Raw genomic sequence first — 25,563 nt, forward strand, 5'->3', positions numbered from 1 at the left:
CGCCAGGCTAAGTAAGGTGCGCCTAACTGGCTAGCGGCCAACCACGCGACAAAGATGAAACTGTTGCGAGAGGAGTCCTGCCATGAGCACTGTGGACAGCTTCGGTTCCAAAGGCGTACTGAATGTAGCCGGCACCGATTATGAAATTTTCCGGTTGAACTCCGTAGAGGGCGCAGACAGCCTTCCGTTCAGCCTCAAGGTATTGCTTGAAAACCTCCTGCGGACTGAGGATGGCGCCAATATTACGGCTGACCACGTCCGCGCCCTGGCCGGTTGGGACCCCAACGCGGAGCCCGATACCGAAATCCAGTTCACCCCGGCCCGAGTCATCATGCAGGACTTCACCGGCGTGCCCTGCGTTGTAGACCTCGCCACCATGCGCGAGGCCGTGAAGGAACTCGGCGGAGACCCCAAGCGCGTCAACCCGTTGGCACCCGCTGAAATGGTCATCGACCACTCCGTCCAGATCGACGCCTTCGGTAACTCCGGCGCGCTGGAGCGCAACATGGAGATCGAATACCAGCGCAATGGTGAGCGCTACCAATTCCTGCGTTGGGGCCAGACGGCCTTCGATGACTTCAAGGTTGTTCCCCCCGGAACCGGCATCGTCCACCAGGTCAACATCGAGTACCTGGCCCGCACTGTCATGACCCGCGAGATCGACGGCGTGCTCCGTGCCTACCCGGACACCTGCGTTGGAACCGACTCCCACACCACCATGGTCAACGGCCTGGGCATCCTGGGCTGGGGCGTCGGCGGCATCGAGGCCGAGGCTGCCATGCTTGGCCAGCCCGTCTCCATGCTGATTCCCCGCGTTGTTGGCTTCAAGCTCAACGGCAGCATCCCGGCCGGCGCCACCGCCACAGACGTCGTCTTGACCATCACCGAAATGCTGCGCAAGCACGGTGTTGTTGGCAAGTTCGTCGAGTTCTACGGTGAAGGCGTCGCAGCAGTGCCGCTGGCCAACCGCGCCACCATCGGCAACATGAGCCCGGAATTCGGGTCCACGGCTGCCATGTTCCCGATCGACGACGTCACCCTTGACTACCTGCGTCTCACCGGCCGGTCCGAAGAGAATGTCGCCCTTGTGGAGGCATACACCAAGGAACAGGGCCTCTGGCACGATCCCTCCCGCGAACTGCGCTTCTCCGAGTTCCTCGAGCTGGACCTGTCAACGGTTGTTCCGTCCATCTCCGGTCCGAAGCGTCCCCAGGACCGCATCGAGCTGACGGATGCCAAGGAGCAGTTCCGCAAGGACATCCACAACTATGTCGCCATTGAAGACGGCAGCGTAGACGAATCCCTGGACGAGTCCTTCCCGGCTTCCGATTCACCGTCGTTCACGCACGCCGACTCGCACACCACGGAGACGGCACGCGTTGCGTCCGCCGCCAACGGTGCGCACGGCCGCCCGTCCTCCCCGGTGCACGTGAAGACCGCCGACGGCCGCGAGTTCGAGCTGGACCACGGTGCGGTGTCGATCGCGTCGATCACGTCCTGCACCAACACGTCCAACCCTTCGGTCATGCTGGCAGCGGCGCTTCTCGCCCGCAACGCCGTGGACAAGGGCCTTACCTCCAAGCCCTGGGTCAAGACCTCCGTCGCCCCGGGCTCGAAGGTTGTCACGGACTACTACGAGAAGTCCGGCCTGACCCCGTACCTGGAGAAGCTTGGCTTCTACATTGTGGGCTACGGTTGCGCCACCTGCATCGGTAACTCCGGCCCGCTGGAGCCGGAGATCTCCGAAGCCATCCAGGCCAACGACCTCTCCGTGACGGCTGTCCTCTCGGGTAACCGCAACTTCGAAGGCCGCATCAACCCGGACGTCAAGATGAACTACCTGGCTTCCCCGCCGTTGGTCATCGCTTACGCCCTGGCCGGTTCCATGGACTTCGACTTCGACACCGATGCCCTGGGCACCGATTCGGACGGCAACGAGGTGTTCCTGAAGGACATCTGGCCCAACCCCATCGAGGTGCAGGAAGTCATCGACTCCTCCATCGACAAGGCCATGTTCGCCAAGGGCTATGAAGGCGTTTTCGACGGCGACGACCGCTGGAAGGCGCTCGACACCCCCGCCGGTGACACCTTCGCATGGGCCGAGGACTCCACCTACGTGCGGAAGCCCCCTTACTTCGAGGGCATGAAGGCGCAGCCGGATCCCGTCCAGAACATCCAGGGAGCCCGCGTGCTCCTGAAGCTCGGCGATTCCGTCACCACGGACCACATCTCCCCGGCCGGCTCCTTCAAGTCGGACACCCCGGCGGGCCAGTACCTTCTGGCCAACGGCGTGGAGCGCAAGGACTTCAACTCCTACGGCTCACGCCGTGGCAACCACGAGGTCATGATCCGCGGTACCTTTGCCAACATCCGCATCAAGAACCAGCTCCTGGACGGCGTCGAGGGTGGTTTCACCCGCGACTTCAGCCAGGAAGGCGCACCGCAGGCCTACGTCTACGATGCCGCACAGAACTACCAGGCAGCGGGAACGCCGCTGGTTATCCTGGCAGGCAAGGAGTACGGCTCCGGTTCGTCCCGTGACTGGGCAGCAAAGGGTACCGCCCTCCTGGGTGTCAAGGCTGTCATCGCCGAAAGCTACGAGCGCATCCACCGCTCCAACCTGATCGGCATGGGCGTCCTTCCCCTGCAGTTCCCGGCTGGCGAGTCGGCAGCAACGCTCGGCCTGACCGGCACGGAGACGTTCGCAGTCGAAGGCGTCACCGAGCTGAACAACGGCACGACGCCGAAGACGCTCAAGGTGACTGCAACGGCCGAGGACGGCACGTCCAAGTCCTTCGACGCCGTCCTGCGCATCGACACCCCAGGTGAAGCGGACTACTACCGCAACGGTGGCATCCTGCAGTACGTTCTGCGCCAGATCTCCGCAGCATAGTGAACCGGCTGGTCTCCAGCTGATTCCGATGCCAGGCAGCCCCGGCTGGTCGCCCGACCAGCCGGGGCTTTGGCGTCCCAGGGCGAGTATCCACCTCGCAGGCATATTCACCTCGCACGCGCGCGCGAAAACGCTGGCCCCGGCACGCGCTAAAGTTAACAAGCACGTCATTCACCCTAAGGAGGGCCGTTGGGACTCTTGGAAACCATCAAGGATCCACAGGACCTGGCCAAACTGTCCAGCCATGAGCTGGAACAGCTGGCCGGCGAGATCAGGAACTTCCTGATTACCAACGTTGCCGCTACGGGTGGACACCTGGGGCCCAACCTCGGCGTCGTCGAGCTCACGCTTGCTGTGCATCGGATCTTCGAGTCGCCCCGGGACAGCATCGTTTTTGATACTGGGCACCAGTCCTATGTCCACAAGCTCCTCACGGGCAGGCAGGACTTTAGCACGCTGCGCCAGCAGGGCGGGCTCTCCGGTTACCCGGATCGCGCCGAATCCGAGCATGACATCGTCGAAAGTTCCCATGCTTCCTCGTCCTTGTCCTGGGCTGACGGTATTTCCCGCGCCCGGCAGTTGACTGGCGAAGGCGACCGGTTCGTCGTCGCGGTGGTCGGTGATGGCGCCCTGACCGGCGGCATGACATGGGAAGCCATCAACAACATTGCCGCGGACAAGCGACGCCGCGTGGTCATCGTCGTGAATGACAACGGCCGCTCCTACGCGCCGACCGTGGGCGGTTTTGCCGACTACCTGGCCTCGCTGCGCCCCACCATCGACTCACTGAGGACGACGCCCGCCTACGAGCGGATGCTTGACTGGTGGAAGAAGAAGCTCCAGAACGGCGGCCCGGTCGGTCAATTCACCTACAAGAGCCTGCACGCCATGAAGAAGGGCATCAAGGACTGGTGGGCGCCCCAGGGAATGTTCGAGGACCTGGGCATGAAGTACATCGGTCCCGTTGACGGACACAACCTTCACGCCATGGAACACGCCCTCAGCACTGCCAAAGCCTACGGCGGCCCGGTGATCGTGCATGCCATGACCGAAAAGGGCCATGGATATGCCCCCGCCCTTGCCAACGAGGCCGACCAATTCCATGCCGTCGGCATCATCGATCCCGAGACGGGCGAGCCGACCGAGACGCCCGGTGCCAGGTCATGGACCTCGGTTTTTGCGGAGGAAATCGCCGACATCGCCGACGAACGTCCCGATATCGTCGGTATCACCGGGGCAATGCTCATTCCTGTTGGCCTGCACAAATTCTCGGAGCGCCACCCTGAACGCGTCATTGACGTCGGCATTGCCGAACAGCATGCGCTCACGTCAGCGGCTGGCATGGCCTTTGGCGGCCTGCACCCGGTCGTGGCGGTTTATGCCACCTTCCTGAACAGGGCCTTCGACCAGCTCCTGATGGATGTCGCGCTCCATAAGGCAGGCGTCACGATTGTCCTGGACCGCGCAGGCGTCACGGGGCCGGACGGTCCCAGCCACCACGGCATGTGGGACATGGCGATGGTCCAGATTGTCCCCGGGCTCCATTTGGCCGCCCCGCGCGATGCCACCCGGCTCAGGGAGGAACTTCGCGAGGCGGTCGCCATCAATGACGCCCCCACCGTAGTGCGGTTCTCCAAAGGAAGCGTCGGCTCTGAAGTTGAGGCCATTGAGCGTCTCCACGACGGCGTGGATATCCTTGCGCGCCGTCCCGAGGGTTCCACCGAAAACGATGTCCTGATCATCAGCGTTGGTGCCATGTCCGAGCTCGCCCTGGATGTCGCCAGCCGTCTTGGCGCGCAGGGGATCAGCTCCACAGTGGTTGACCCCCGCTGGCTTTTGCCTGTCCGCAGATCGATCATCGCCCTTGCCGCCCGGCACCGCCTGGTCATCTGCATCGAGGACGGCGTCCGCGCCGGCGGTGTGGGTTCCCGTATCCGCCAGGAGATGCGCGCAGCAGGCGTGGATACTGCACTCAATGAGGTCGGCTTGCCGGTCGAGTTCCTGGTGCACGGATCCAGGAGCCAGGTCCTGGAGCGCGTCGGACTGACGGCCCAGAAAATAGCCCACGACGTCGTAGCCCAGGTTTTGGGGACCAAGGTCCCCTTTGCACGGCCCCTGCCAGGTCAGGAACACCCCACCACCGGCAGTTTGCCCAAACTGTGAGTTCCGATCGCGAGCCCGGCTCCCTGCAGCCTGGCGACCTCGTGGTGGCGAGAAACAGGAAGTGGAACGGCAAGGCACACTGGGTTGTGCCTGGCCGCTACTTGGGTGAGGACATCCACGGCTGGTGGATTTTCCAAGGTGCGGGGGAGTTCTGTTCGCGTCCCGGCGCTGCCTTCTACACGGCCTCGGATGCCGTTCTGCTGGTACCGCGTACCGGCGAATTCGTCGCGACTTTCTATGACGACAGCTACCCGGGTGACTTCCGGATCTACGTAGACCTGGCAACTGATCATGGATGGAACACCCTGAGGCCAGGCGTCACCGAGTTCCATATGATCGACATGGACCTGGATGTCATCCGTTCCACCCGTCATGGAGTGTTCGTCGATGACGAAGATGAGTTTGAGGACCACAGGGTAGGCATGGGCTATCCCGCAGAAACCGTGGAAACCATGCGTGCAGAATGCGCAGCCCTTCGTGATGCAGTGGACGCCATGAGGGCTCCATTCGACGTCGAGGGCGCCAGCAATACCAGTGCAGAGTGGTTCAGGAAAGGACGGGCATGAGCGGCATTATCCGCATGTACAAGCGCGACGACGAGGGAGTACTTCACTTCCGTGAAGCCTGGTATGACGACGACGACCACCAGTTCGTGATCAATCACGGCGTGGTGGGCCACCAAAGCAGGACTGATGAAACAGGCGTCGACGACGACACTTCGGTTGACGGGTTGATGGCGGCTTTCGCTGTCCAGTGTGAAGAGGACGGGTACGCCGAGATCCCGGAGTCCGAGCAGTTTTGGGTGGTGGCACAGTTTGCGCTGAAAACCAAGGACGGCACTGAACGTGACCGCTACTTGGAGCGCAAGGCAAAGGCTGCGCTCACTGGTGAACTGGCGTGGCGAGGACTGGGAATCGTGGATCGCACGGAGATAGGCAACTCACACCTGAACGTCTTTTGCCTTTGCCCGGATGTCAACAAAGCCGTCAATGCCATCAAGATCTGTGTACGCAACGAAGACCTCGATTTCACCAAGCTCTCCGTCGCAGCGGCTCCGCACGGCGACCCCACCGCATTCCGCCTAAAGCACTCGCCCAAGCAAGGCGTGGGCTTTACCCTCTAAGTAGGACCTAACGCACGCAGGAGGGATGTTCCATGTCGTCCAAGAGCAATTGGCCCGGACATACGCCGCTACCCAAGGGCCTGGCGGCGCCAGCGAAACGGGCGTTGGCCCACGAAGGCATCGAAACTTTGGAACAGTTGGCCGAGTTTGGCGAACTGCAGGCCTCCAAGCTCCACGGCATGGGTCCGGTAGCCATAGCCCAGCTCGAGGAGGCCATGGAGGAATCCGGCATCTCCTTCGGCTCGCGCTAACGTCGACCATAGCGCACGGAAGTGCGTTATAGGCTGGGTTTTATGACTGACTATCGACGCCTTGGCCATTCCGGACTGACCGTCTCAGCTGTCGGGCTGGGTTGTAACAACCTGGGGCGCGCCAACACTCCCACGGAGTCGCAGGAAGGCACGGATGCCGTTGTCCACGCCGCAATTGATGCCGGGGTGACTTTCTTCGACGTCGCCGATGTCTACGGACGTGAGCCCGGCCTCAGCGAGGTCATGCTTGGCAAAGCCCTCAAGGGGCATCGCGACGACGTCGTCATCGGTACCAAGTTTGGTATGGATATGCACGGGGTCAATGGCAACGACTTTGGTGCGCGCGGTTCCCGGCGCTACATCCTCAAGGCGGTGGAAGCCTCATTGCGCCGGCTTGGTACGGACTGGATCGACCTCTACCAGTTCCACACACCAGACACACAGACGCCCATCGAGGAAACCCTTGCAGCGTTGGATGTCCTGGTCAGCAGCGGCAAGGTCCGCTACATCGGACACTCGAACTTTGCCGGGTGGCAGATCGCCGAAGCCGAGTACGTTGGGCGGCAGTCTGGCGGGGCCCGCTTCATTTCAACCCAGAACCATTACAACCTGCTGGACCGCCGTGCCGAGCTTGAGGTACTTCCGGCCGCCAGCGCCTTCTCGCTTGGTGTGCTCCCTTACTTCCCTCTTGCCAACGGTCTGCTTACCGGCAAGTACTCCGCGGGCCATGCCCCGGAAGGCACCCGCCTGAGCCACACCCGGACCAACCTCGTGCATGACGCCGACTGGGAGCAACTGGGCCGCTTTAGCCAGTTCGCCAAGGAGCGAGGCATCACCGAGGTGCAGCTCGCGTTCTCCTGGCTGGCAGCCCAGCCGGGCGTCAGCAGCGTCATTGCAGGGGCAACCCGTCCGGAGCAGATTCGTGAGAACGCCGAAGCCGTGTGCTGGGTCCCGAGCCAGGAGGAGCGCGAGGAACTGGACGACATCTTCCCGCGTGCTCCCAAGGTGGCACTCTTCTAGCCGTAAAAAGGGAGGGCCGTGGCCGAAGCTTTCGCTCCTGCCACGGCCCTCCCTTTTCCGTAAAAGCCTCGTTGCGTGCAGAAAGGCCTAGGCGGGAGCGGACGCGACGCCCGGTGCCAGGAAGCGCTTGCCGTTGACTCGTTCGGAGGCGCCGACACGGTCCAGGTATGGAGTGATGCCGCCCAGGAACATGGGCCAGCCCGCTCCAAGGATGACGCAGAGGTCGATGTCCTCAGGCCCGGCAACTACACCTTCTTCAAGCATCAGTCCGATTTCTTCGGCCAGTGCGTCCTGGGTGCGCCGCAACACCTCCGCTCCTGTAGAGGGAGTGTTGCCGAAGGACATGATGGCCAGGGTCTCTGCGGGGATGACCGGGTTTCCATCGGGACCGGGTACCCAGAGTGACTTTACGCCGTTGTCGATGAGCTTTTGCAGGTTCTGTGATACCGGGAAACGGTCTCCGAAAGCATTATGGAGGGACTCCTGCACATGCTGTGCCACCGGCAGGCCCACCATGGCGCTCAAGGTGAAGGGAGTCATCGGCAGGCCCATGGGACGCAAAGCGGTGTCTGCGACCTCGGCCGGGGTGCCTTCGTCGAAGGCGGCGATAACTTCGCCCATGAGGCGGAGCAGGATCCGGTTCACGACGAACGCCGGGGCGTCCTTAACCAGGACTGCGGTCTTTTTCAGGCCCTTGGCGAGTTCAAAAGCCGTAGCAAGTACGGCGTCGTCAGTCTTTGGCGCCCGGACAATTTCCAGGAGCGGCATGACGGCAACAGGGTTGAAGAAATGGAAGCCCACCACCCGCTCCGGGTGCCGGAGGTCCTCGGCCATGGCGGTCACGGACAGCGAGGAAGTGTTGGTGGCAAGGATGCACTCGGGGGAGACGATCTCCTCCACTTCCGCGAAGACCTGCTTCTTGATGTGCAGCTCTTCAAACACGGCCTCGATGACGAAGTCGGCATCAGCGAAGACTTCCTTGGACACCGAACCTGTGACGAGCGCCTTGGTCCGGTTGGCGGCGTCGGCCTTGATTCGCTTCTTTGCCAGCAATTTGTCGACTTCTGCGTGGACGTACGCAACGCCCTTGTCCACCCTGGCCTGGTCGATGTCTGTCATGACGACGGGCACCTTGAGTTGGCGCGCGAAGAGTAGCGCCAACTGGCTTGCCATGAGTCCGGCGCCTACCACGCCCACCTTGGTGACAGGGCGGGCCAGCTTGCGGTCCGGAGCCCCGGCAGGCCGCTTGGATCGTTTCTGGACAAGGTCCAGGAACGCGTACACGGTGGAACGGAATTCGTCCGTCTGCATCAGTCCGGCAAGGGTCTCACATTCCAGTTCCGCCGATTCGCCCTGGCTCATGGTGCGGTTTGCTTCCATGATGTCCAGCACTTTGGCGGGCGCGGGCGAGGCATTGGAGGTCTTCGCCTCCACAAACGCACGGCCCGCCGAGACGGCTGCAGTCCAGCGGCGGGCGATGCCCTCGTCCGAGGGATCGACGGCGTTCTCCCGCGCCGGTGTCTCTTCGCCGGCAATGACACGGGCCGCCCAAGCCAGGGACTGCTCCACGAAGTCGGCCGGCTCGAAGATTGCATCGGCAATACCGAGATCAAACGCCTCGGGGCCAGTGAGGGTGCGGTTGTTGCTGAGCGGGTTCTCGATCATCACCTTGACGGCATTCTCGGGTCCGATCAGGCGGGGGAGGATATAAACGCCGCCCCAGCCCGGAACAAGGCCAATGAACGCCTCAGGCAGGGCCAGGGCACCCGCGCCCGTGGAGACGGTCCGATAGGTTGACTGCAGGGCGATCTCCAGGCCGCCGCCAAGGGCCAGGCCGTTGATGAAGGCGAAGCTGGGCACCCCAAGGTCGGCCAAGGTCGAGTACACCGCATGTCCGAGCTGGGCCATCCACAAGCCGTGCTCACGTTCCTTGAGGGTCTTCACCGCAGACAAGTCCGCGCCGGCCACCAGGAAGTATGGTTTGCCGGTTACGCCGACGCCGACGATCTCGCCCTTGGTGGCGCGCTCCTTGAGCCCTTCCAGAACGTTGCCCAATTCCACGAGGGTGTTTGGTCCAAGGGTGGTGGGCTTGGAGTGGTCCAGGCCGTTGTCCAGGGTGATCAGGGCAAAGGTGCCGGCACCACCTGGAAGCTGGATGTCCTGGACGTAGGAATGCGTCACTACCTCGTCAGGGAAGAGGGAGGCGAGCTTCTGGAATTCTGCGGCGCTCATGCGGCGGCTCCTTCTGTGGTGGCGTGGCTTGAAGCCGGGACGGAGGATTCGAAGTCAGCGTGATGGGGGTTCTCCCAGATCACCGTGGCACCCATCCCCAGGCCGATGCACATGGTGGTGATGCCATAACGGACCGAGGGATCTTCCTGGAATTGCCGGGCCAGTTGGTTCATCAGTCGAACGCCCGAGGAAGCGAGCGGATGTCCGACGGCGATCGCCCCGCCGTAGCGGTTGACCCGGGGGTCGTCATCCGCGATGCCGAAGTGGTCAAGGAAGCTCAGGACCTGTACGGCGAATGCCTCGTTGATCTCGAACAATCCGATGTCGTCGATGCCGAGGCCTGCATTCCTGAGGGCCTTCTCCGTAGCTGGTACCGGGCCCATCCCCATGACTTCAGGTTCCACACCCGCGAAGGCATAGGAGACCAACCGCATTTTCACTGGCAGGCCCAATTCATCTGCGGCCTCTGCCGAAGCGAGCAACGCAGCGGTGGCGCCGTCGTTCAACCCCGCTGCGTTGCCTGCGGTAACCCGCCCATGGGCGCGGAACGGTGTACGCAGCTCGGCGAGATCCTCTACCGTTGTTCCGGGCCGGGGCGGCTCATCCATGGTGTGCAGTGCCCAGCCTTGGCCTGGCTTCATGGTGGCCACGGGGACCAGGTCTTCCTGGATCTGCTGCCTGGAATAAGCTTCCGCCAGCTTGGCCTGCGAGGCGGCCGAGTAAGCGTCGGTTCGGTCCTTGGTAATTGCAGGGAAACGGTCGTGCAGATTCTCTGCTGTGTTGCCCATGTTCAGCGCTGCCGGGTCCACGAGCCGTTCGGATATGAATCGCGGGTTGGGGTCCGCGCCTGCACCCATGGGGTGGTTGCCCATGTGCTCCACGCCGCCGGCAATGACGACGTCGTACGCGCCGAAGCCGATGCCACTCGCCGTCGTCGTCACTGCCGTCATGGCGCCAGCACACATGCGGTCGATTGCGAAGCCGGGTACCGTGCGGGGCAAGCCCGCCAGGAGGGCCGCCGTCCGGCCGATCGTGAGGCCTTGGTCGCCGGTTTGGGTTGTCGCAGCGATGGCTACCTCGTCAATGCGGTCCGCAGGCAACGATGGGTTGCGGCGCATCAGTTCGCGGATGCACTTTACGACGAGGTCGTCGGCGCGGGTACCGGCGTAGATGCCTTTTTCGCCCGCTTTGCCGAAGGGCGTACGCACACCGTCCACGAACACGACGTCGCGGACGTTCCTCTGAGCACTGCGTGATGGACTCATGTGTTAACTCCTCGTTGAGACATGGTGCCGGATCCCGCAGAGCGGATCTCCGGTTGGCATTGATGCAATGTTACTCGCGAGTAACTTAGCTTGCAAGGTGCCGTGGGACGCAGAAGGCCCGCCACCTCGAACCGAAGTTCGGGTGACGGGCCCAGATGCAAGGCAGTAATTCAGGCAGGGTCCTTGGATTGCTGTGCTTCCTTCGGCTTGGACTCCTTGCCCGGGAGCGGCTTGGGGTTCAGGCACGCCTCGGTCAGGATGGGTGCCGCAATGGAGATTTGCCATTCCCGGGCACCAAGGGTGCGTAGCTCAGCTGCCACTGTTTCCAGTGAGACGTCCGACGGCGGCCGCCACGCCACGCGCCGCAGGTAGTCCGGGGTGAGCAGGTTCTCAATGGGAAGTTTCAGCTCGTCGGCCTTTTCCTGGAGCGCGGGGCGGGCCGTGGCGAGGCGCGCTGCAGCCGCCGGGTCCCGGTCCACCCACACGCGTGGTGGGGGCGGCGCGTTGGTGGCCAAGTGCAGGGGAGGCAGTTCGGTGAGCGTGCGGGCGGTCGTTATGCACCGCAGCCATCTCGGGGCTTCGCGCTGGGCGGACCTGCCGTGGAAGCCCTTGGTTGCCAGGAGTTGGGGAACGGTGGTGGGCAGTGCCTTGGCTGCTGCGACGAGAGCGGAATCCGGGATGAGCCGGCCGGGAGCGACATCGCGCTTGCGGGCTAGTTGATCCCGCTCCTGCCATAGTTCCCGGACGGCGGCCAGCTGGCGGCGGTCACGGATCTGGTGGAGTCCGGATGTCTTTCGCCATGGATCCACCCGTGGCGGTGCGATCCCCGCCGCAAGGATTCCCGCGAATTCCTCCTCGGCGAATCCGAGCTTGCCGTCCGCCTCCAGAAGTTCGATGAGTTCTTCCCGGAGTTCGGCCAGGACCTCGACGTCCAAGGCCGCGTAGCGAAGCCAGGGTTCCGGCAACGGCCGGGTTGACCAGTCAGCGGCGGAATGTTCCTTGGCGAGGCCGAAGCCAAGAAGTTGCTCGATGACGGCAGCAAGGCCGACGCGGGGGAGCCCGGCGAGCCGGGCGGCAAGTTCGGTATCGAAGAGTTTGTCTGGCCACATGCCCAGCTCGGAAAGGCACGGAAGGTCCTGGGTGGCGGCGTGCAGGATCCATTCGACGCCGCGGAGCGCATCGTTGACGATGTCCAGGTTGTCAAAGGGTTCGGGGTCGATCAACCAGGTGCCGGCTCCTTCACGGCGGATCTGCACCAGGAAGGCGCGCTGGCCGTACCGGAATCCGGAAGCGCGTTCGGCGTCGACACCGGCCGGCCCGGTTCCGGCTGCAATGGCCGCAGCGCAGCGCTCCAGTCCGGCCAGGGTGTCGATGACCAAGGGCACGCCTTCGCGCGGGGTATCGAGATCGATGACTTCAGGGATGTGGCTGTCGAAGCCTTCAACTTTGATGTGGGTCGTGGGATCAGCAGCCGGATCGCCGGCTGTGGTTTTATCCAGGTTTTCAGGGGTCATGGTGGCTTAAGCTTACCGATTCCTGCTGCCGCAGGCCCTTGCTGACGAATTCGGGGCAATCAATTGAGCCTCCTGTTGGGTAGTCCGGTGACGCCTGGTGGCAAGGGCGGCAGTCCGGCGAACGTACAAACCATGTCAGACCAGGCCTCCAGGTGTGCTTGCACATTTGCCGTGGCGGGTGTCCAGGAGGCCCGCAGTTCAATGTCGATGGTGTCCGGCCGATCTGACAGAGTACCGAAGCTCTCCGACAGAATCCGGGTTGCGGTACCGCCCGCAGCGCGGTACTGGGCTGCGTGGTTTTCAAGGGCTTCCACCAGCCAGGTCCACGCGACGGAACCGAGCATGGTGTCGTTTCCCATCTCGGCGTCCATCTGGGCGCGGATGTAAGTGACAATCCGGAATTCGCCTTCCCATACGGCCGATCCATCGGGATCGTACAGCAGGATGAAACGGCCCGTGGCCAGTTCGTCGTCCTCTTCATGGGACGGGCTGGTGTTCTGTTTTTCTGCGAAGGCTTTGGCTGCAGGGCCGTGGACCGGTACTTGGCGGGTGGCTGCGGTGGGGCTGAAGACTTCGGCTCCAAGGGCCACGGCGTAGGGTGCCAGTCGGGCGGGCGCGGGGATTTCATCCAACCGCAATTCGCTGCGGCATTGTGCTTTTCGTAGCGTTCCCAAGGCGAAGAGAAAATCCGAGGGAACCTGGGCGAGGGCGTTCACCATCGCAGATTATGCGTCCGGGGCGGCGAATCCCTGTAGGCTCGCCGCCCCGGACAATTCCTTGTTCACTTGTTAGTTGGCGGGTGAATCGGAGGCCAGCTCCCGCTTGATGGCGGCGACGAAGGCGTCGATATCTTCCTCCGTGGTATCGAAGGAGCACATCCACCTCACTTCGCGGCGGGCAGCGTCCCAATCGTAGAAGGCGAAGGATGAGCGCAGGCGGTCGGCGACTCCGGCGGGCAGAATTGCAAAGACGCCGTTCGACTGCGTGGCCTGGGTGGGTTCCACGCCGTCGATACCTTCGATGGCCGAGCGCAGTCGCGCAGCCATGGCGTTGGCGTGGGCAGCGGACCGCAGCCACAGGCCGTCCTCCAGCAAGGCGATGAACTGGGCCGAGATAAAGCGCATCTTCGAAGCAAGCTGCATGTTCATCTTGCGAAGGAATTTCAGGCCGTCCGCGGCCTCAGGGTTCAGGGCGACCACGACTTCACCGAAAAGCAGACCGTTCTTGGTGCCGCCGAAGGACAGGATGTCCACGCCGGCGTCGCGGGTGAACGCACGCAGGGGGACGCCGAGGTGTGCGGCTGCGTTTGCCAGCCGCGCTCCGTCCATATGCAGCTTCATTCCCTTGGCGTGGGCGTGGTCGGCGATCGCCCGCACTTCGTCGGGCGTATAGCACGTGCCCAGTTCGGTGGTTTGTGTGATGGAAACAACCAAGGGCTGCGCGCGGTGCTCGTCGCCCCAGCCCCAGGCTTCACGGTCGATCAACGCGGGGGTGAGCTTTCCGTCTTCCGTGGGTACCTGCAGGAGCTTGATGCCGCCCACGCGCTCAGGCGCCCCATTCTCGTCCATGTTGATATGCGCCGTGGAAGCGCAGATAACTGCGCCCCAGCGGGGGAGGAGCGACTGCAGGGACAGGACATTGGCGCCTGTGCCATTGAAGACCGGGAATGTTTCGATGCCGCTTCCGAACTGCTGTTCCAGGACCTCCTGGAGCCGGGCAGTGTAGACGTCCTCTCCATAAGAGACCTGGTGGCCTCCGTTGGCGTTAGCCAGGGCAGACAGGATCTCGGGGTGGACCCCGGAGTAATTGTCCGATGCAAAGCCCCGGACTGAGGGATCGTGGAGTTGACCGGATGTGGCGGGGGCGCTCGGGATTGCCTCTGTTGTACTCGTCACTTGTTCGTTCACGCTTTCAAGTCTATTTGGCCAACAGGATGCGCTGGCCGTTGATGGTGGCCGCCGGTTTGTCGAAGAGTTCGACGACGGCAGCGGCCAGTTCTTCGACGTCCGTGTAGCCGGGGAATCGCCGCTCCGGGTGCTCGCGCCGCATGGCGGCATCGACGAGGGATTTGACCACGAAAATGACTGCGGCGCTGTGTTGCGCCGAGGCGGCTTCCGTGGTGTCCGGGTTTTCTGCCTGCGCTTGCCGGAAGCCGTCCGCGACGGCGAGTGTCCAGGCTTCCGCGGCGGCCTTGGCGGCCGCATAGCTGGCGGTAGCGGCTGTGGGGGCAGACGCAGTAGTGGACGAGACCATGGCAAAACGGCCATTTGGTGATTCTTCCAACTGGCGATAGAAGACGCGGGAGACATTGCGCAGGGTAGTAATCGCGCCCTCTTCAAGGGAGATCCAGTCGTCGTCGGACTGGTCCTCGATGCCGGTGGCGCTTCGCCATCCACCTACAAGATGGATGACGCCATCTATGCGCTGCACGCCCAGCAGGTGAATCGTCTCTGCCAGTTCGCGGACGGCGTCAAGGCTTGCGAGGTCGCAAACCAGCGGGGTCACCCCGTCTCCGGCTTCCAAAGCTGCGGCCTTGATGCGCACATCGTCCGAACCTACGGTGAACACCCTGTGACCGGCGGCCGCCAAAGCGCGCGCCGCAGCGACGCCGGACGCGCTGCTGCCGCCGGTCACGAGGACTGTCAGTGGGGTCATCAGGCCGCCGTCGCGCCCGTGATGCCGGTGGTGGATTCGATAACAGGGCGCATCTTCTTCTCCAGTGCTTCGTAGAACATCGAAAGCGGGAACTCGTCGTCCAGGACTTGGTCGGTAAGGCCGCGGGGGGCGCCGTTCAAAGGCAGCGCTTCAGGGCCCTTGGCCCAAAGCGACGCCGGGTGTGGAGTCACTGTACCGGAAATAAGCTCATAGGCTGCAAGCCAGTGGGCGGTCTTCGGGCGGTCGATGGAACGCCAGTACAGCTCTTCGATCCTGGCACCGAGCTCGATAACCACGTCTGCCACTTCGTCCCAGTCGATGCGGAGCTTGCCGTCCGTCCAGTGCAGCACGTGGTGTTGGTGCATCCACGCGAACAGGAGCTGGCCACCAAGGCCGTCGTAGTTGCGGACGCGGTTGCCGGTGATGGCGAAGCGGAAGATCCGGTCAAAAATCACGGCGTACTGCACAAGCTTGGCGTGCTTGCGGGCATCAGGATCGGCGTTCTCGTCCTTCTCAATGCGCACGGACTCGCGGAAGGCCGTGAGGTCGCATCGCAGCTCTTCCAGTGAGTAGAGGAAGAACGGCATGCGCTGCTTGATCATGAACGGGTCGAAGGGAAGATCGCCGCGCATGTGGGTGCGGTCGTGGATCAGGTCCCACATAACGAACGTGCGCTGGGTGAGTTCCTGGTCGCCAAGGAGTTCCGCGGCGTCCGCAGGGAGTTCAAGGGACGTGGTGGCAGCCGCAGCTTTAAGGACGCGCCGGAACCGGGCCGCTTCGCGGTCTGCAAAGATGGCGCCCCACGTGAAGGTTGGCGTCTCACGGACAGCCACTGTCTCCGGGAAGAGGACTGCCGAGTTGGTGTCGTAGCCCGGCGTGAAATCAATGAAACGGATGGGAACGAAGAGTTTGTTGGAGTACTCGCCGGCTTCCAGTCCGCCAATGAACTCCGGCCAAATGACCTCGATCAAGACAGCTTCGACCAGCCTGTTGGTGCTGCCGTTCTGGGTGTACATGGGGAAGACCACCAGGTGCTGGAGACCATCGACCCGCTGTTCCTGCGGCTGGAACGCCTGAAGGGAGTCCAGGAAGTCCGGAACTCCGAAGCCACTTTGGACCCAACGGCTGAAGTCTTCCACCAGCAGTTCAAGGTACCGGGCGTCGTGTGGGAAGTGGGGGGCCAGCCTGGTGATGGCATCCGAAATTGTTGCTACCAGTTGGGCGGCTTCGTCGTGGGCGGCCGGGTCCGCAATGGAACCGTCCTGCTCCTGGTAGGCCTGAAGTGTGGTGGCGGCGGCCTTGAGCGCGGCCCACTCCGCGTTGTCTGCGGTGACACGCGGGAGGGCGGCTGTGGCGGTAATGGTCATTGATGCTCGTCCTTTCAGAAGTCGTTCATGCTTCTGATGTGAGCGTAGCAACCGAAAAGTTTAGCTAATCCAAAAATGGGTTGAGCATAAGCAAGTCTGTGGCAAAGGGTTGTTTCGCACTGTCCGAGATCCAGCAGGAGTGCGTTCCGGGGCGGACGGATAAACCGGGCCGCCCCGGAAAGCCGCTACTTCGTTTCGGATTCCACTGCCTCGTCGGATTCAACGAGCCGCAGCGAGATCGAGTTAATGCAGAACCGCTGGTCCGTGGGAGTCCCGTAGCCCTCGCCTTCAAACACGTGACCCAAATGCGAGTCGCAGTTCGCACACCGGACTTCCACCCGATCCATCCCCATCGTGCGGTCATGGAGATAACGCACAGTGCCCTCAGCCAACGGAGCCCAGAAGGACGGCCAACCGCAATGGGAATCGAACTTTTCGCGGCTGGTGAACAACTGGCTCCCACAAGCGCGACACTGATAAACGCCTTCCGTATGGGTGTCCCAGTACTCGCCGGTGTAGGGCCGCTCAGTACCAGCCTGGCGCAGCACGCGGTACTCATCCGGAGTCAACTCTTCACGCCACTGGGCATCGGACTTCTCCATGGGCACGCCCGTGGTCTTGCTGATGTTCTCAGGAGTGTTCATGTCTTATGCAACGCTCACGAGTCGCCGATAAATCCCGAACCCGCATACAAGTGAAGAACGGGAAGCCCCAACTGATCCTGTGCCTTATTGGCCCAATCCGTGTGGAAAGTATCAGCGATTGCATGCGGGCGGGTCACCACTACCGCTTGGGCGGCGTCCAGGGCCCGGACCTTCGCTACCAAGCCGGCCACGGCACCGCCGTCGATGATCTCGCCAGTGACGCCGCCACCCAAACCATCCAGTGCCGCCAAAGAAGTGGCCAGGGTTTCCGACGCCTCAGCCCTCTCAGCCTCAAGGTTGGGGGACTGCGCACCAAGTTCCCGGAACGCTTTGGCGATATCGAGCATGGAAAGGTTCTCCAGGAAATCAACCAGGAGATGTCGCTCGGTATTGGCGGGGACAAGGACAACCAGGGGTGCGTCGCCGCCGTCGACCAATTTGGCGATGTTGACGCGGTCGTCGGGACCAAGGGGCTCTTCTGTCAGGATGACGATGGGATCGCTCATGGCTACAGCGTAGTCCCGCCGAACCGGACGACGCAGATTTTCGGTGCTCAATTCTCCCGGCCACTTCCTTCAGCCAATCCGCCGCGCGGCCTCCACATGCATGGCCCACCGCGCTTGAACGGCGACAATGGAGCCATGGCATTGAATATCCGGTCAGCGAGCGACGCTGCAGAGAAGAAAATGTCCTTGCGCGCCAAATGGGCCATTGCAGGGATCCTCACCGGAGGGACACTTGCCGGCCTGGTGGGTGCCGGTTCCTCCGCGCTCGCGGTGTATTTTGCCCGTCGCGTCATTACGCCGGCCGCCCGTCATGAGGACCAAGAGGTTCTCGCCGTGATCCGTGGCGACAAGGGACTGCAGGTCATCCTTGCAGCCACACCTGACACGACCATCGACGGCGTGTTCAGCCTCTTCTTCGAAGGTGGCAAGGGCCATGCCAGGATTGGCAGGATCGTGTCCTATTCTCCGGCTGAACAAACGGTGCTGCGCGAAGTCGAAGAGGTCTACAGCGGCAACCTGTCTGAAGCCCGCCGCGGATGGTGGAGCGGCGCCACCTACCCGGACCCGGCCACCATTGGCCTGGCCGCTGAGGATGTGGAGATTGAGGTCGACGGCGGGAAGGCGCCGGCGTGGCTGGTCCGCGCCGACGCGGCTTCGCGCGCGCCCATCTGGGCAATCATGGTGCACGGCCGCGGCGCGACGAGGCTTGAAGGCCTGAGGGCCGTCCGGACGGCGCGGGACCTGGGATTGGACAGCCTGCTGATTTCGTATCGCAATGATGGACTCGCACCCTCGGCGCTCGATGGGCGCTACGGCCTGGGTTCCACGGAATGGCGGGACGTAGAAGCTGCCATCGAATACGCATTGGCACATGGCGCGGGGGAAGTGGTGTTGTTCGGCTGGTCCATGGGTGGGGCGATCAGCCTGCAGACGGCCGATCTGTCCAAGCACAGGCACCTGATCCGTGCTTTGGTGTTGGACGCGCCAGTGATCAATTGGGTCAACGTGATGGCCCACCACGCGGAGATGAACAGGATTCCCTACAACGTAGGCCGATACGGACAGTTGATGTTGGGACATCCGCTGGGCCGCAGGCTTACCGGACTCTCAGCACCCGTGGATTTCAAAGCGATGGACTGGGAAGCGCGCGCCGTCGAACTGCGCACGCCAACCCTGCTGATCCACAGCGTTGACGACGACTATGTCCCCTTTGAGCCTTCCGCGAGCCTCGCAGAGAAGAATCCGGAGATGGTGACGTTCGAACCGTTCCACGGTGCGAGGCACACCAAGGAGTGGAACGTCGATCCGGAGAAATGGGAACGGCTGGTCCACTCCTGGCTGCAGCGTCAGTTGGCTCCCCGCAATAACCCCGGACAGCAATAACGCTGGATACCAATAAAACCGGCCAGCCAGGAGGTATTGGGCAAGCTTAAAGAAGGTGTTGGGCCGGCTGGCGTTAGCCCTTGGTCGCGCCGATTGGCGCGGTCACGGCCTTTGTCAGCCGGAGCAGATCGCGCGGAGCAAGTTCGATGTCGAGACCGCGGCGACCACCGGACACCAGGATCGTATCGAAGGACAACGCCGATTCGTCCAGGACAGTAGGGGAGGGCTGGCGCTGTCCCAACGGTGAAATTCCGCCCAGGACATAGCCGGTACGGCGCTCCGCGGCCTTGGGGTCGGCCATGGCTGCCTTCTTGGAGCCAAGGGCTGCCGCCACGGATTTGAGGTCAAGGTTTCCGGAAACGGGGACGATGCCCACGGCGAGCTTGCCTTCCACTTCCACCATCAGTGTCTTGAAAACCCGGGCGGGATCGACACCCAGGGCTTCAGCTGCCTCCACGCCATAACTGGCCGCTGACGGATCATGGGTATACGGGTGCAGCACGAAGGGAACGCCGGCCGCAGCGAGTGCTGCAGTTGCCGGCGTTCCCTGTGATGCCATCTTCTTGGCCATGCCGTCGGATGCCTTTCAGCCTTGCCTTGCGGAAAGCGTCAGTGTTCCAAACGGCTGGCAGCCGCCACTTTCCGCTTGATACGGCCGAGCATGGCGGTCATGCCGCGCATACGCAGGGGAGTGATGGCCCTGGTCAATCCCAGCAACTCCGGCATGTCATCCGGAACGTCCAGAATTTCCTGGGCCGTCAACCCATCGAGTCCTTCGTGCAGCACGCCGGCGAATCCACGCGTGGTGGGAGCCTCCGGAGGAGCCTTGAAAAACAACCGGTAGGCGCGGGGGCCTTCGGCGTTGTCCTTGTTTTTCTCGGATTCGATCGTGAGGAACAAAGGTGACTGGCACTCCACAACCTGCTCCAGCAGCTCCGGGTGGTCCTTGAGGCGCTCCGGAAGTTCCGGCAGCCCACGGGAAAACTCGAGCAGCAGTTGCAGGCGGTCAGGCTCCGTCAGTGCCTGGAAGTCATCGACGATTTCCGCCAGTGCGGCGGGCAAGGTGTTGGTACTCATCACTTCCAGCTTACGCACAACGGCGCTGAATGCATCGCTAGTTACGGACCAAGGCTGCCGGCACGGAACCGCGCTCGGCGCCCTTGACGATGGGTACGCGGACCGCGTTGCCCCACTCGGTCCAGGAACCGTCGTAGTTGCGGACAGTCTCAAAGCCCAGCAGGTACTTCAGCGCGAACCACGTGTGGCTCGACCGCTCGCCAATGCGGCAGTAGGCCACGACGTCGTCGCCCGCCTTCAGGCCGGCTTCGCCCAGGTAGAGGGCTTCCAGTTCCTCACGGGAACGGTAGGTGCCGTCCTCGGCCGCAGCGCGGGCCCAGGGAATCGAGGCGGCGGTGGGGATGTGGCCGCCACGCAGTGCGCCTTCTTCAGGGTAGGCGGGCATGTGGGTGCGCTGGCCCGTGTATTCCTCGGGTGAACGGACATCGATGAGGGGGTTGCCCAGGTGCGCGAGGACGTCCTCCTTGAAGGCCCGGATGGGAGCGTCGTTGCGCTCAACCTCCGGGTAGGTGCCCGGAGCCGGCGTCGGTACGTCCGTGGTCAATTCGCGGCCCTCGGCGCTCCACTTATCGCGGCCACCGTCCAGCAGGCGGACATCTTCGTGGCCGAACAGCGTGAAGACCCAGAGGGCGTAGGCAGCCCACCAGTTGGACTTGTCGCCGTAGATCACCACGGTGGTGTCGCGGGAGATGCCCTTGGATGCTGCCAAGGCGGCGAATGCGGCACCGTCGACGTAGTCGCGGGTCACTTCATCGTTCAGGTCCGTGTGCCAGTCGATCTTTACGGCACCCGGAATGTGGCCGGTTTCGTACAGGAGGACGTCCTCATCGGACTCCACAACCACCAGCTTGCCGTCGGCGGTGGCGCCTTCGGCAAGTGCTTCGGCAAGCCACTGCGTGGATACAAGTCGTTCAGGGTTCGCATAGGACGCGAACTTTTCGTTCTGTTCAACGGGGTAGGACATGATGATGGCCTTTCACTGACAACGGGCGGAGCCAGGCCCTGGAAGCTGCATCAGTTGCCGGCCCGGCGTGCTCCAACACTAACCACGGGCCGCGACGAATGCTTCCCCGCTGGTCACATGGTGAAACATGGCCTTGGTCACGTCGCCGTTTTAGGGACGCCTGATGCCGGTATTCTTGCTGGGGACCTAAATACTGGAAGAACGGACCACCGTGGTACAGATCGAACAACTGGCTGCCCGCACGCCGGCAGTCTCCGTGGAGGAACTCCTCAAGGGTTTCTACCCGTCTCCGCGATTCGGAGAGGTATCGTTCGACAGCTACCGTCCGGACCCGGCCCAGCCCAGCCAGGCCAACGCGGTCAAGCTGCTGTCGGCTTTCGCGGATGGCGTTGGCGCCGATGACGGTGGCGGCCTGTTCAAAAAGTTGTTCGCCAAGAAGGCCCCCGCCACCCGGGCGGGCATTTACCTTGACGGAGGCTTCGGCGTCGGAAAGACCCACCTCCTGGCCTCCCTTTGGCACAGGTCTCCTGGTCCCAAGGCCTTTGGCACATTCGTTGAGTACACCAACCTCGTGGGCGCGCTCTCGTTCCGCAAGACCGTGGAAGCCCTCAGCAACTACAAGCTGGTCTGCATCGACGAATTCGAACTCGACGATCCCGGCGACACCGTGCTGATGTCCCGCCTCATGCGCGAACTGGCCGACGCCGGCGTGAAGCTGGCAGCTACTTCCAATACCCTGCCGGGTTCCCTGGGCGAAGGCCGCTTCGCCGCGGTGGATTTCCAACGGGAGATCCAGGTCCTTGCCGACCAGTTCGACGTCGTCAGGATTGACGGCGAGGACTTCCGCCATCGTGGCCTGCCCGCAGCTCCTTCACCGTTGAAGACTGAAGAGCTCAAGCACCGCATGCACGCCGAGTTCGACGGACAAACAGTTGCCGTGGATGACTTCAGCACTCTCGTGCACCACCTCGCCGGCGTTCACCCCAGCCGCTATCGGCAGCTGATCTCAGGCATCGAAGCCGTGGTGTGGCGCGACGTCGAGACGATTACCGAGCAGGCAGTAGCACTGCGCTTCGTGGTCCTCGCCGACCGCCTCTACGACAAAGATGTTCCGATTCTTGCCAGCGGCGTCCCGTTCGACAAACTCTTCACTGAAGAGATGATGACCGGTGGGTACATGAAGAAATACTTCCGTGCCGTGTCCAGGCTTACGGCTCTCGCCCGCGAGGGACAGAACCACGAACCTGCCTGAATGGGTTCCCGCGCTACTTGGGTGAAGGCGTCAGCGGTTCCCGGTCCGTCAGCAACCAGCGGACCAGGATGCCTCCTGCCAAGGCCCAGAAGGCGGCACCCACTCCGGCGAAGCTGATCCCTGAGGCGGCAAGCAGGAAAGTGATGCAAGCGGGTATGCGCTCCTCGGCAACTGATAATGCGGAGGAGACAGCTGAGGCCAGGGTACCGAGCAATGCAAGCCCTGCGACCGCTTCCAGCAAACCCGCCGGTGCGGCAGCCACCACCGTCACCAGGGCCGCGGAGAACGCGGCCAGTATCAGGTAGCCCAGTCCGGCCACGAACGCGGCGATCCAACGCCTGCCGTGATCTTTCCCCGCTTCCTCGCCCGCGGCCAAGGCGGCACTCAACGCTGCCAGGTTGATGGCATGGCCTCCGAAAACAGCGCCCGCGATGGTTCCAGCTCCAGTGACCAGCATGGATGCCCGCCATGGCGTTGTGTAGCCGAAGGATTTGAGCACGGCGACGCCGGGAATGTTCTGCGATGCCATCGTGACAATGAACAGTGGCAGGGCAAGTCCCACTGCTGCCTCCGCAGTAAATTTCGGCGTGGTCCATTCGAGCCGTGGCAACATGTCATCGCCGGGAATCTGAACGCCGTTCGTCACGATATGGATGCCGATGACGGCGAGGGCGACCAATAGTGAAGCAGGTACCGCCCATCGGGGCGCGAACTTCATCATCACCAACCAACTAAGGGCCACCGGGCCAACCAGCAGGGGCGCTTCTCCCAGCGATTGGAAAGGCGCCAGGCAAAGGGGGAGCAGCACGCCCGCAAGCATGGCCTGCGCCAGCGCTGTCGGTATCTTCGTCATGAGCCTGCCAAGGGTGGGCAGTAACCCAGTCAGGACGATCAGCACCCCGACGACGACGAACGCACCCACCGCTGCCGGCCAGCCGCCGTCGACCATTCCTGCCGAGGCGAGGAGCGCCGCACCGGGGGTGGACCAAGCGAGCGTGACGGGCATTTTCGACTTCCACGCCAGCCATAAGATGCCCAGTCCAAACGTCAGCGTGAGGGCCAGGAGGCCGCTGGAGGCTTGCGCCTGGTTGGCGCCAACGGCTTTCAGTCCGGCAAGGACCACAGCGAAGGAGGACGTGAAACCGACGAGTGCGGTGACGATGCCCGCAGTAATGGGCGGCCCCAACGTGTCCTGGCTGGAGGGGCGCTGGACTGCGGAAGAGGCGGAAGGCATGAAGACCAAAATACCGGACAAGAAGCTGGGGACCGGTTAAACGCCAAGGGCACCGGTGGCGCCTCTCGGCGGGACCGGTGCCCCCTTGACGTATCTGGTACGGCGGGCTCAGGCAGCTACAGCTGCTTCGGCTCATCCGCGACGGGAGCCTGTGCGGCGTCTCCGTCTGTTGTAGCCACGAAGTCGGAAGCGGCATTCTGAACCGCGTCAACCTGACCTGCGAACTTGCCGCCTGTCTTCTGGTCAACGAAGTCTCCGGCCTTTTCGATGCCATTCTGAATGGCTTCTTCGTTGCCCTGAATGAGACCCTGAGCCTTACCCTTCAGGTCGTCAATTAAACCCACGGGCACCTCCCTTCCTTCGCGGAGCCAGTTCGCTCCTCCGCGTCCGACCCTAACACCAGATTCAGGGTGTGCCAAGGATTCCAGGCGCGCTACGCCAAGGGCTTACTGAGCTCCAGGTGGCGCGGGCTGTCCGGATTCATGAGGGAGTGCTTACGGCCGTAGGAGAAGTAGATCACCAGGCCAACAACGAGCCAGACGCCAAAACGGAGCCAGGTTTCCCAATGCAGTTGGGACATCAGGAACCCGGACGCCAGCACGCCGAAGGCGGGAACTACTGGCATCCACGGCAAACGGAATGTGCGGGGGGCCTCAGGCCTCTTGTAGCGGAAGACGATGACGGAGATGCAAACCACAACGAATGCTGCCAGGATGCCGATGTTGGTGAGGTCGGCCACTTCCTTGATGGGGAATACGCCCGCAAGGAACGCTGAGGCGATGCCCGCGATCCACGTCACACGCTGCGGCGTGCCGTGACGGTCGGTGCGGGCAAACCAGCCTGGCAGCAGGCCGTCGCGGCTCATGGAGAACCACACCCGGGTGACGCCCAGGAGGAACGTCAGCATAACGGTCAGGATGGACAGGACAGCGAACACCGAAATGATGGTGGCGATGATAGGCAAACCAACCCCGGTAAAGGCCGAGGCGAAGCCGGCCTTGGGATCGATGTCCTTGTAGTTCTGCATGCCCGTGAGGACAAGCGTAGCTGCGACGTACAGCAGCATGGCGATGATCAACGACAGGACGATCGCCTTGGGCATGTGCTTCTTGCCGTCCTTGGCTTCTTCCGCGGCTGTACTCATGGCGTCGTAACCGAAGACGGCGAAGAACACGGTGGCCGCACCGGCAAAGACCGGGCCGAAACCACTGGGCATGAACGGATTGAAGTTCTCAGTGTTGACGTAGAAAATGCCCAACCCGATGATGAACAGGATCAGCACTACCTTGATGGCGACAGCCACCAACTCGAAGCGGCCGAATGCCTTGGTTCCCCTGCTGAGGATCCACGTCACCAAGAGGCAGACGAGGATCGCCGGGAGGTTGATGATGCCGCCTTTGCCTTCATCGGCCGTGGACGTCATCCAAGTGGGCATGTGGATCCCGATCCCGGACAAGAAGGCGTCGAAGTACCCGGAGATGCCGATCGCCACAACGGCAACAATGGCGATGTATTCAAGCAGGAGATCCCAGCCAATGAACCAGCCGATGATCTCGCCCAAAGCCACATAGCCATAGGTGTAGGCGGAGCCGGCCCTGGGGATCATGCCGGCAAATTCGGCATAGGACAGTGCTGCGGCGCCGGAAGCAAGCCCGGCAATAAGGAAGGAGACGAGTACCGCAGGTCCGACGCCTGGGTTGTTTGCGTCGCCATGGGCCACAAGGCCGGCCAGCGAGAAAATGCCGACGCCGATAATGCCGCCGACGCCGATGGCCGTCAGTTGCCAAAGGCCAAGACTCTTGAAGAGTCCGCTGTGCTTGCTTTCTTCCTCAATATCGTCGATGGGCTTGCGCCTCATGACGGATTGGGAAGCCGTCTGTTGATTCATGGGGGTACTCCTGCCAGTTGGCGTGGAACGGTGATGAGCTCGCATTACATTGTGCGAGACGAATCACATTAGATAAAGCGACTTTTTCTTAGGTGTATCAGTTACCTCAAATAACGAATGGAGTATGGCTCT

General features: G+C 62.6%; 23 protein-coding genes. 8 read left to right on the top strand and 15 right to left on the bottom strand.

Going from position 1 to position 25,563, the window contains the following annotated elements; genetic code table 11:
* Positions 1 to 82: 82 nt before the first annotated feature.
* From acnA to LDN75_RS08860, 6 genes are all read left to right on the top strand, one after another.
* Positions 83 to 2,893, top strand: coding sequence for an aconitate hydratase AcnA (gene acnA, locus LDN75_RS08835; protein WP_223936861.1), 2,811 nt, complete (start codon positions 83 to 85; stop codon positions 2,891 to 2,893).
* 189 nt (positions 2,894 to 3,082) lie between these two features.
* Positions 3,083 to 5,056 (top strand): 1-deoxy-D-xylulose-5-phosphate synthase, encoded by a 1,974-nt coding sequence (dxs, locus tag LDN75_RS08840; protein ID WP_223936863.1) that lies wholly within the window; start codon positions 3,083 to 3,085, stop codon positions 5,054 to 5,056.
* Entirely contained in the window at positions 5,053 to 5,622 is a 570-nt protein-coding gene (locus LDN75_RS08845) for a DUF402 domain-containing protein (RefSeq protein WP_223936865.1), read from the top strand. The genes dxs and LDN75_RS08845 overlap by 4 nt, the downstream gene beginning before the upstream one ends.
* On the top strand, positions 5,619 to 6,179 hold the full coding sequence (locus LDN75_RS08850) for a hypothetical protein (protein ID WP_223936867.1): 561 nt from the start codon (positions 5,619 to 5,621) through the stop codon (positions 6,177 to 6,179). Before LDN75_RS08845 ends, LDN75_RS08850 begins: the two co-directional genes overlap by 4 nt.
* A gap of 32 nt (positions 6,180 to 6,211) precedes the next feature.
* On the top strand, positions 6,212 to 6,430 hold the full coding sequence (locus LDN75_RS08855) for a hypothetical protein (RefSeq protein ID WP_223936869.1): 219 nt from the start codon (positions 6,212 to 6,214) through the stop codon (positions 6,428 to 6,430).
* Between the two features lie 42 nt (positions 6,431 to 6,472).
* Positions 6,473 to 7,450, top strand: coding sequence for an aldo/keto reductase (locus tag LDN75_RS08860; RefSeq protein ID WP_223936871.1), 978 nt, complete (start codon positions 6,473 to 6,475; stop codon positions 7,448 to 7,450).
* Between the two features lie 87 nt (positions 7,451 to 7,537).
* On the opposite strand, the gene LDN75_RS08865 is transcribed toward LDN75_RS08860, so the two are convergent.
* The 9 genes from LDN75_RS08865 to LDN75_RS08905 form a co-directional block, all read right to left on the bottom strand.
* The gene (locus tag LDN75_RS08865; RefSeq protein ID WP_223936879.1) at positions 7,538 to 9,682 is read right to left on the bottom strand and encodes a 3-hydroxyacyl-CoA dehydrogenase NAD-binding domain-containing protein; all 2,145 of its coding nucleotides are present in this window, start codon (positions 9,680 to 9,682) and stop codon (positions 7,538 to 7,540) included.
* Complete coding sequence (locus LDN75_RS08870; protein ID WP_223936881.1) at positions 9,679 to 10,947, bottom strand: acetyl-CoA C-acyltransferase; 1,269 nt, start codon at positions 10,945 to 10,947, stop codon at positions 9,679 to 9,681. The genes LDN75_RS08865 and LDN75_RS08870 overlap by 4 nt, the downstream gene beginning before the upstream one ends.
* A gap of 170 nt (positions 10,948 to 11,117) precedes the next feature.
* On the bottom strand, positions 11,118 to 12,461 hold the full coding sequence (locus LDN75_RS08875) for an HRDC domain-containing protein (RefSeq protein ID WP_223936894.1): 1,344 nt from the start codon (positions 12,459 to 12,461) through the stop codon (positions 11,118 to 11,120).
* A gap of 59 nt (positions 12,462 to 12,520) precedes the next feature.
* Positions 12,521 to 13,180 (bottom strand): DUF3000 domain-containing protein, encoded by a 660-nt coding sequence (locus LDN75_RS08880; protein WP_223936896.1) that lies wholly within the window; start codon positions 13,178 to 13,180, stop codon positions 12,521 to 12,523.
* A gap of 69 nt (positions 13,181 to 13,249) precedes the next feature.
* A complete protein-coding gene (locus LDN75_RS08885) occupies positions 13,250 to 14,368 on the bottom strand; it encodes a low specificity L-threonine aldolase (protein ID WP_223936898.1) in 1,119 nt (372 codons plus the stop codon).
* A 10-nt stretch (positions 14,369 to 14,378) separates the two neighbouring features.
* A complete protein-coding gene (locus LDN75_RS08890; protein WP_223936906.1) occupies positions 14,379 to 15,116 on the bottom strand; it encodes an SDR family NAD(P)-dependent oxidoreductase in 738 nt (245 codons plus the stop codon).
* Positions 15,116 to 16,483, bottom strand: a complete 1,368-nt coding sequence (locus tag LDN75_RS08895; RefSeq protein ID WP_223936915.1) for a DUF6421 family protein — start codon at positions 16,481 to 16,483, stop codon at positions 15,116 to 15,118. Before LDN75_RS08895 ends, LDN75_RS08890 begins: the two co-directional genes overlap by 1 nt.
* Before the next feature lie 185 nt (positions 16,484 to 16,668).
* A complete protein-coding gene (gene msrB, locus LDN75_RS08900; RefSeq protein ID WP_223936923.1) occupies positions 16,669 to 17,127 on the bottom strand; it encodes a peptide-methionine (R)-S-oxide reductase MsrB in 459 nt (152 codons plus the stop codon).
* A gap of 14 nt (positions 17,128 to 17,141) precedes the next feature.
* Complete coding sequence (locus LDN75_RS08905; protein WP_223937532.1) at positions 17,142 to 17,633, bottom strand: hypothetical protein; 492 nt, start codon at positions 17,631 to 17,633, stop codon at positions 17,142 to 17,144.
* Between the two features lie 135 nt (positions 17,634 to 17,768).
* Here LDN75_RS08905 and LDN75_RS08910 point away from each other — a divergent pair, with 135 nt between their 5' ends.
* A complete protein-coding gene (locus tag LDN75_RS08910) occupies positions 17,769 to 19,016 on the top strand; it encodes an alpha/beta fold hydrolase (protein WP_223936925.1) in 1,248 nt (415 codons plus the stop codon).
* A gap of 73 nt (positions 19,017 to 19,089) precedes the next feature.
* On the opposite strand, the gene ybaK is transcribed toward LDN75_RS08910, so the two are convergent.
* The 3 genes from ybaK to LDN75_RS08925 are packed head-to-tail and all read right to left on the bottom strand — an operon-like array spanning position 19,090 to position 21,057.
* A complete protein-coding gene (gene ybaK, locus LDN75_RS08915; protein ID WP_223936927.1) occupies positions 19,090 to 19,587 on the bottom strand; it encodes a Cys-tRNA(Pro) deacylase in 498 nt (165 codons plus the stop codon).
* Between the two features lie 38 nt (positions 19,588 to 19,625).
* Positions 19,626 to 20,093: a SufE family protein gene (locus LDN75_RS08920; RefSeq protein WP_216923126.1), complete on the bottom strand. Its 468-nt coding sequence runs from the start codon at positions 20,091 to 20,093 to the stop codon at positions 19,626 to 19,628.
* Positions 20,094 to 20,130: 37 nt separating this feature from the next.
* Positions 20,131 to 21,057 carry a sulfurtransferase gene (locus LDN75_RS08925; RefSeq protein WP_223936929.1) on the bottom strand — a complete coding sequence of 309 codons (927 nt, stop codon included), beginning with the start codon at positions 21,055 to 21,057 and terminating at the stop codon, positions 20,131 to 20,133.
* 211 nt (positions 21,058 to 21,268) lie between these two features.
* Between LDN75_RS08925 and zapE the strand changes: the two genes are divergently transcribed.
* The gene (zapE, locus tag LDN75_RS08930) at positions 21,269 to 22,309 is read left to right on the top strand and encodes a cell division protein ZapE (protein ID WP_223936931.1); all 1,041 of its coding nucleotides are present in this window, start codon (positions 21,269 to 21,271) and stop codon (positions 22,307 to 22,309) included.
* 13 nt (positions 22,310 to 22,322) lie between these two features.
* Here the strand turns inward: zapE and LDN75_RS08935 are convergent, their stop codons facing one another.
* The 3 genes from LDN75_RS08935 to LDN75_RS08945 form a co-directional block, all read right to left on the bottom strand.
* Positions 22,323 to 23,543: a benzoate/H(+) symporter BenE family transporter gene (locus tag LDN75_RS08935; protein ID WP_223936933.1), complete on the bottom strand. Its 1,221-nt coding sequence runs from the start codon at positions 23,541 to 23,543 to the stop codon at positions 22,323 to 22,325.
* A 116-nt stretch (positions 23,544 to 23,659) separates the two neighbouring features.
* Positions 23,660 to 23,893 carry an antitoxin gene (locus LDN75_RS08940; RefSeq protein ID WP_223936935.1) on the bottom strand — a complete coding sequence of 78 codons (234 nt, stop codon included), beginning with the start codon at positions 23,891 to 23,893 and terminating at the stop codon, positions 23,660 to 23,662.
* Positions 23,894 to 23,976: 83 nt separating this feature from the next.
* Complete coding sequence (locus tag LDN75_RS08945; protein WP_223936936.1) at positions 23,977 to 25,431, bottom strand: amino acid permease; 1,455 nt, start codon at positions 25,429 to 25,431, stop codon at positions 23,977 to 23,979.
* Positions 25,432 to 25,563: the final 132 nt, after the last annotated feature.

The sequence above is a fragment of the Arthrobacter sp. StoSoilB5 genome (assembly GCF_019977235.1).
Taxonomy (GTDB): domain Bacteria; phylum Actinomycetota; class Actinomycetes; order Actinomycetales; family Micrococcaceae; genus Arthrobacter.

Coding starts and splice junctions, on each gene's coding strand:
- LDN75_RS08875 (WP_223936894.1), bottom strand. CDS start 12,461: ATGACCCCTGAAAACCTGGATAAAACCACAGCCGGCGATCCGGCTGCT.
- LDN75_RS08880 (WP_223936896.1), bottom strand. CDS start 13,180: ATGGTGAACGCCCTCGCCCAGGTTCCCTCGGATTTTCTCTTCGCCTTG.
- LDN75_RS08920 (WP_216923126.1), bottom strand. CDS start 20,093: ATGAGTACCAACACCTTGCCCGCCGCACTGGCGGAAATCGTCGATGAC.
- acnA (WP_223936861.1), top strand. CDS start 83: ATGAGCACTGTGGACAGCTTCGGTTCCAAAGGCGTACTGAATGTAGCC.
- LDN75_RS08945 (WP_223936936.1), bottom strand. CDS start 25,431: ATGAATCAACAGACGGCTTCCCAATCCGTCATGAGGCGCAAGCCCATC.
- LDN75_RS08895 (WP_223936915.1), bottom strand. CDS start 16,483: ATGACCATTACCGCCACAGCCGCCCTCCCGCGTGTCACCGCAGACAAC.
- LDN75_RS08865 (WP_223936879.1), bottom strand. CDS start 9,682: ATGAGCGCCGCAGAATTCCAGAAGCTCGCCTCCCTCTTCCCTGACGAG.
- LDN75_RS08860 (WP_223936871.1), top strand. CDS start 6,473: ATGACTGACTATCGACGCCTTGGCCATTCCGGACTGACCGTCTCAGCT.
- msrB (WP_223936923.1), bottom strand. CDS start 17,127: ATGAACACTCCTGAGAACATCAGCAAGACCACGGGCGTGCCCATGGAG.
- LDN75_RS08855 (WP_223936869.1), top strand. CDS start 6,212: ATGTCGTCCAAGAGCAATTGGCCCGGACATACGCCGCTACCCAAGGGC.
- LDN75_RS08870 (WP_223936881.1), bottom strand. CDS start 10,947: ATGAGTCCATCACGCAGTGCTCAGAGGAACGTCCGCGACGTCGTGTTC.
- LDN75_RS08905 (WP_223937532.1), bottom strand. CDS start 17,633: ATGAGCGATCCCATCGTCATCCTGACAGAAGAGCCCCTTGGTCCCGAC.
- LDN75_RS08935 (WP_223936933.1), bottom strand. CDS start 23,543: ATGCCTTCCGCCTCTTCCGCAGTCCAGCGCCCCTCCAGCCAGGACACG.
- ybaK (WP_223936927.1), bottom strand. CDS start 19,587: ATGGCCAAGAAGATGGCATCACAGGGAACGCCGGCAACTGCAGCACTC.
- LDN75_RS08910 (WP_223936925.1), top strand. CDS start 17,769: ATGGCATTGAATATCCGGTCAGCGAGCGACGCTGCAGAGAAGAAAATG.
- LDN75_RS08890 (WP_223936906.1), bottom strand. CDS start 15,116: ATGACCCCACTGACAGTCCTCGTGACCGGCGGCAGCAGCGCGTCCGGC.
- LDN75_RS08850 (WP_223936867.1), top strand. CDS start 5,619: ATGAGCGGCATTATCCGCATGTACAAGCGCGACGACGAGGGAGTACTT.
- LDN75_RS08925 (WP_223936929.1), bottom strand. CDS start 21,057: ATGTCCTACCCCGTTGAACAGAACGAAAAGTTCGCGTCCTATGCGAAC.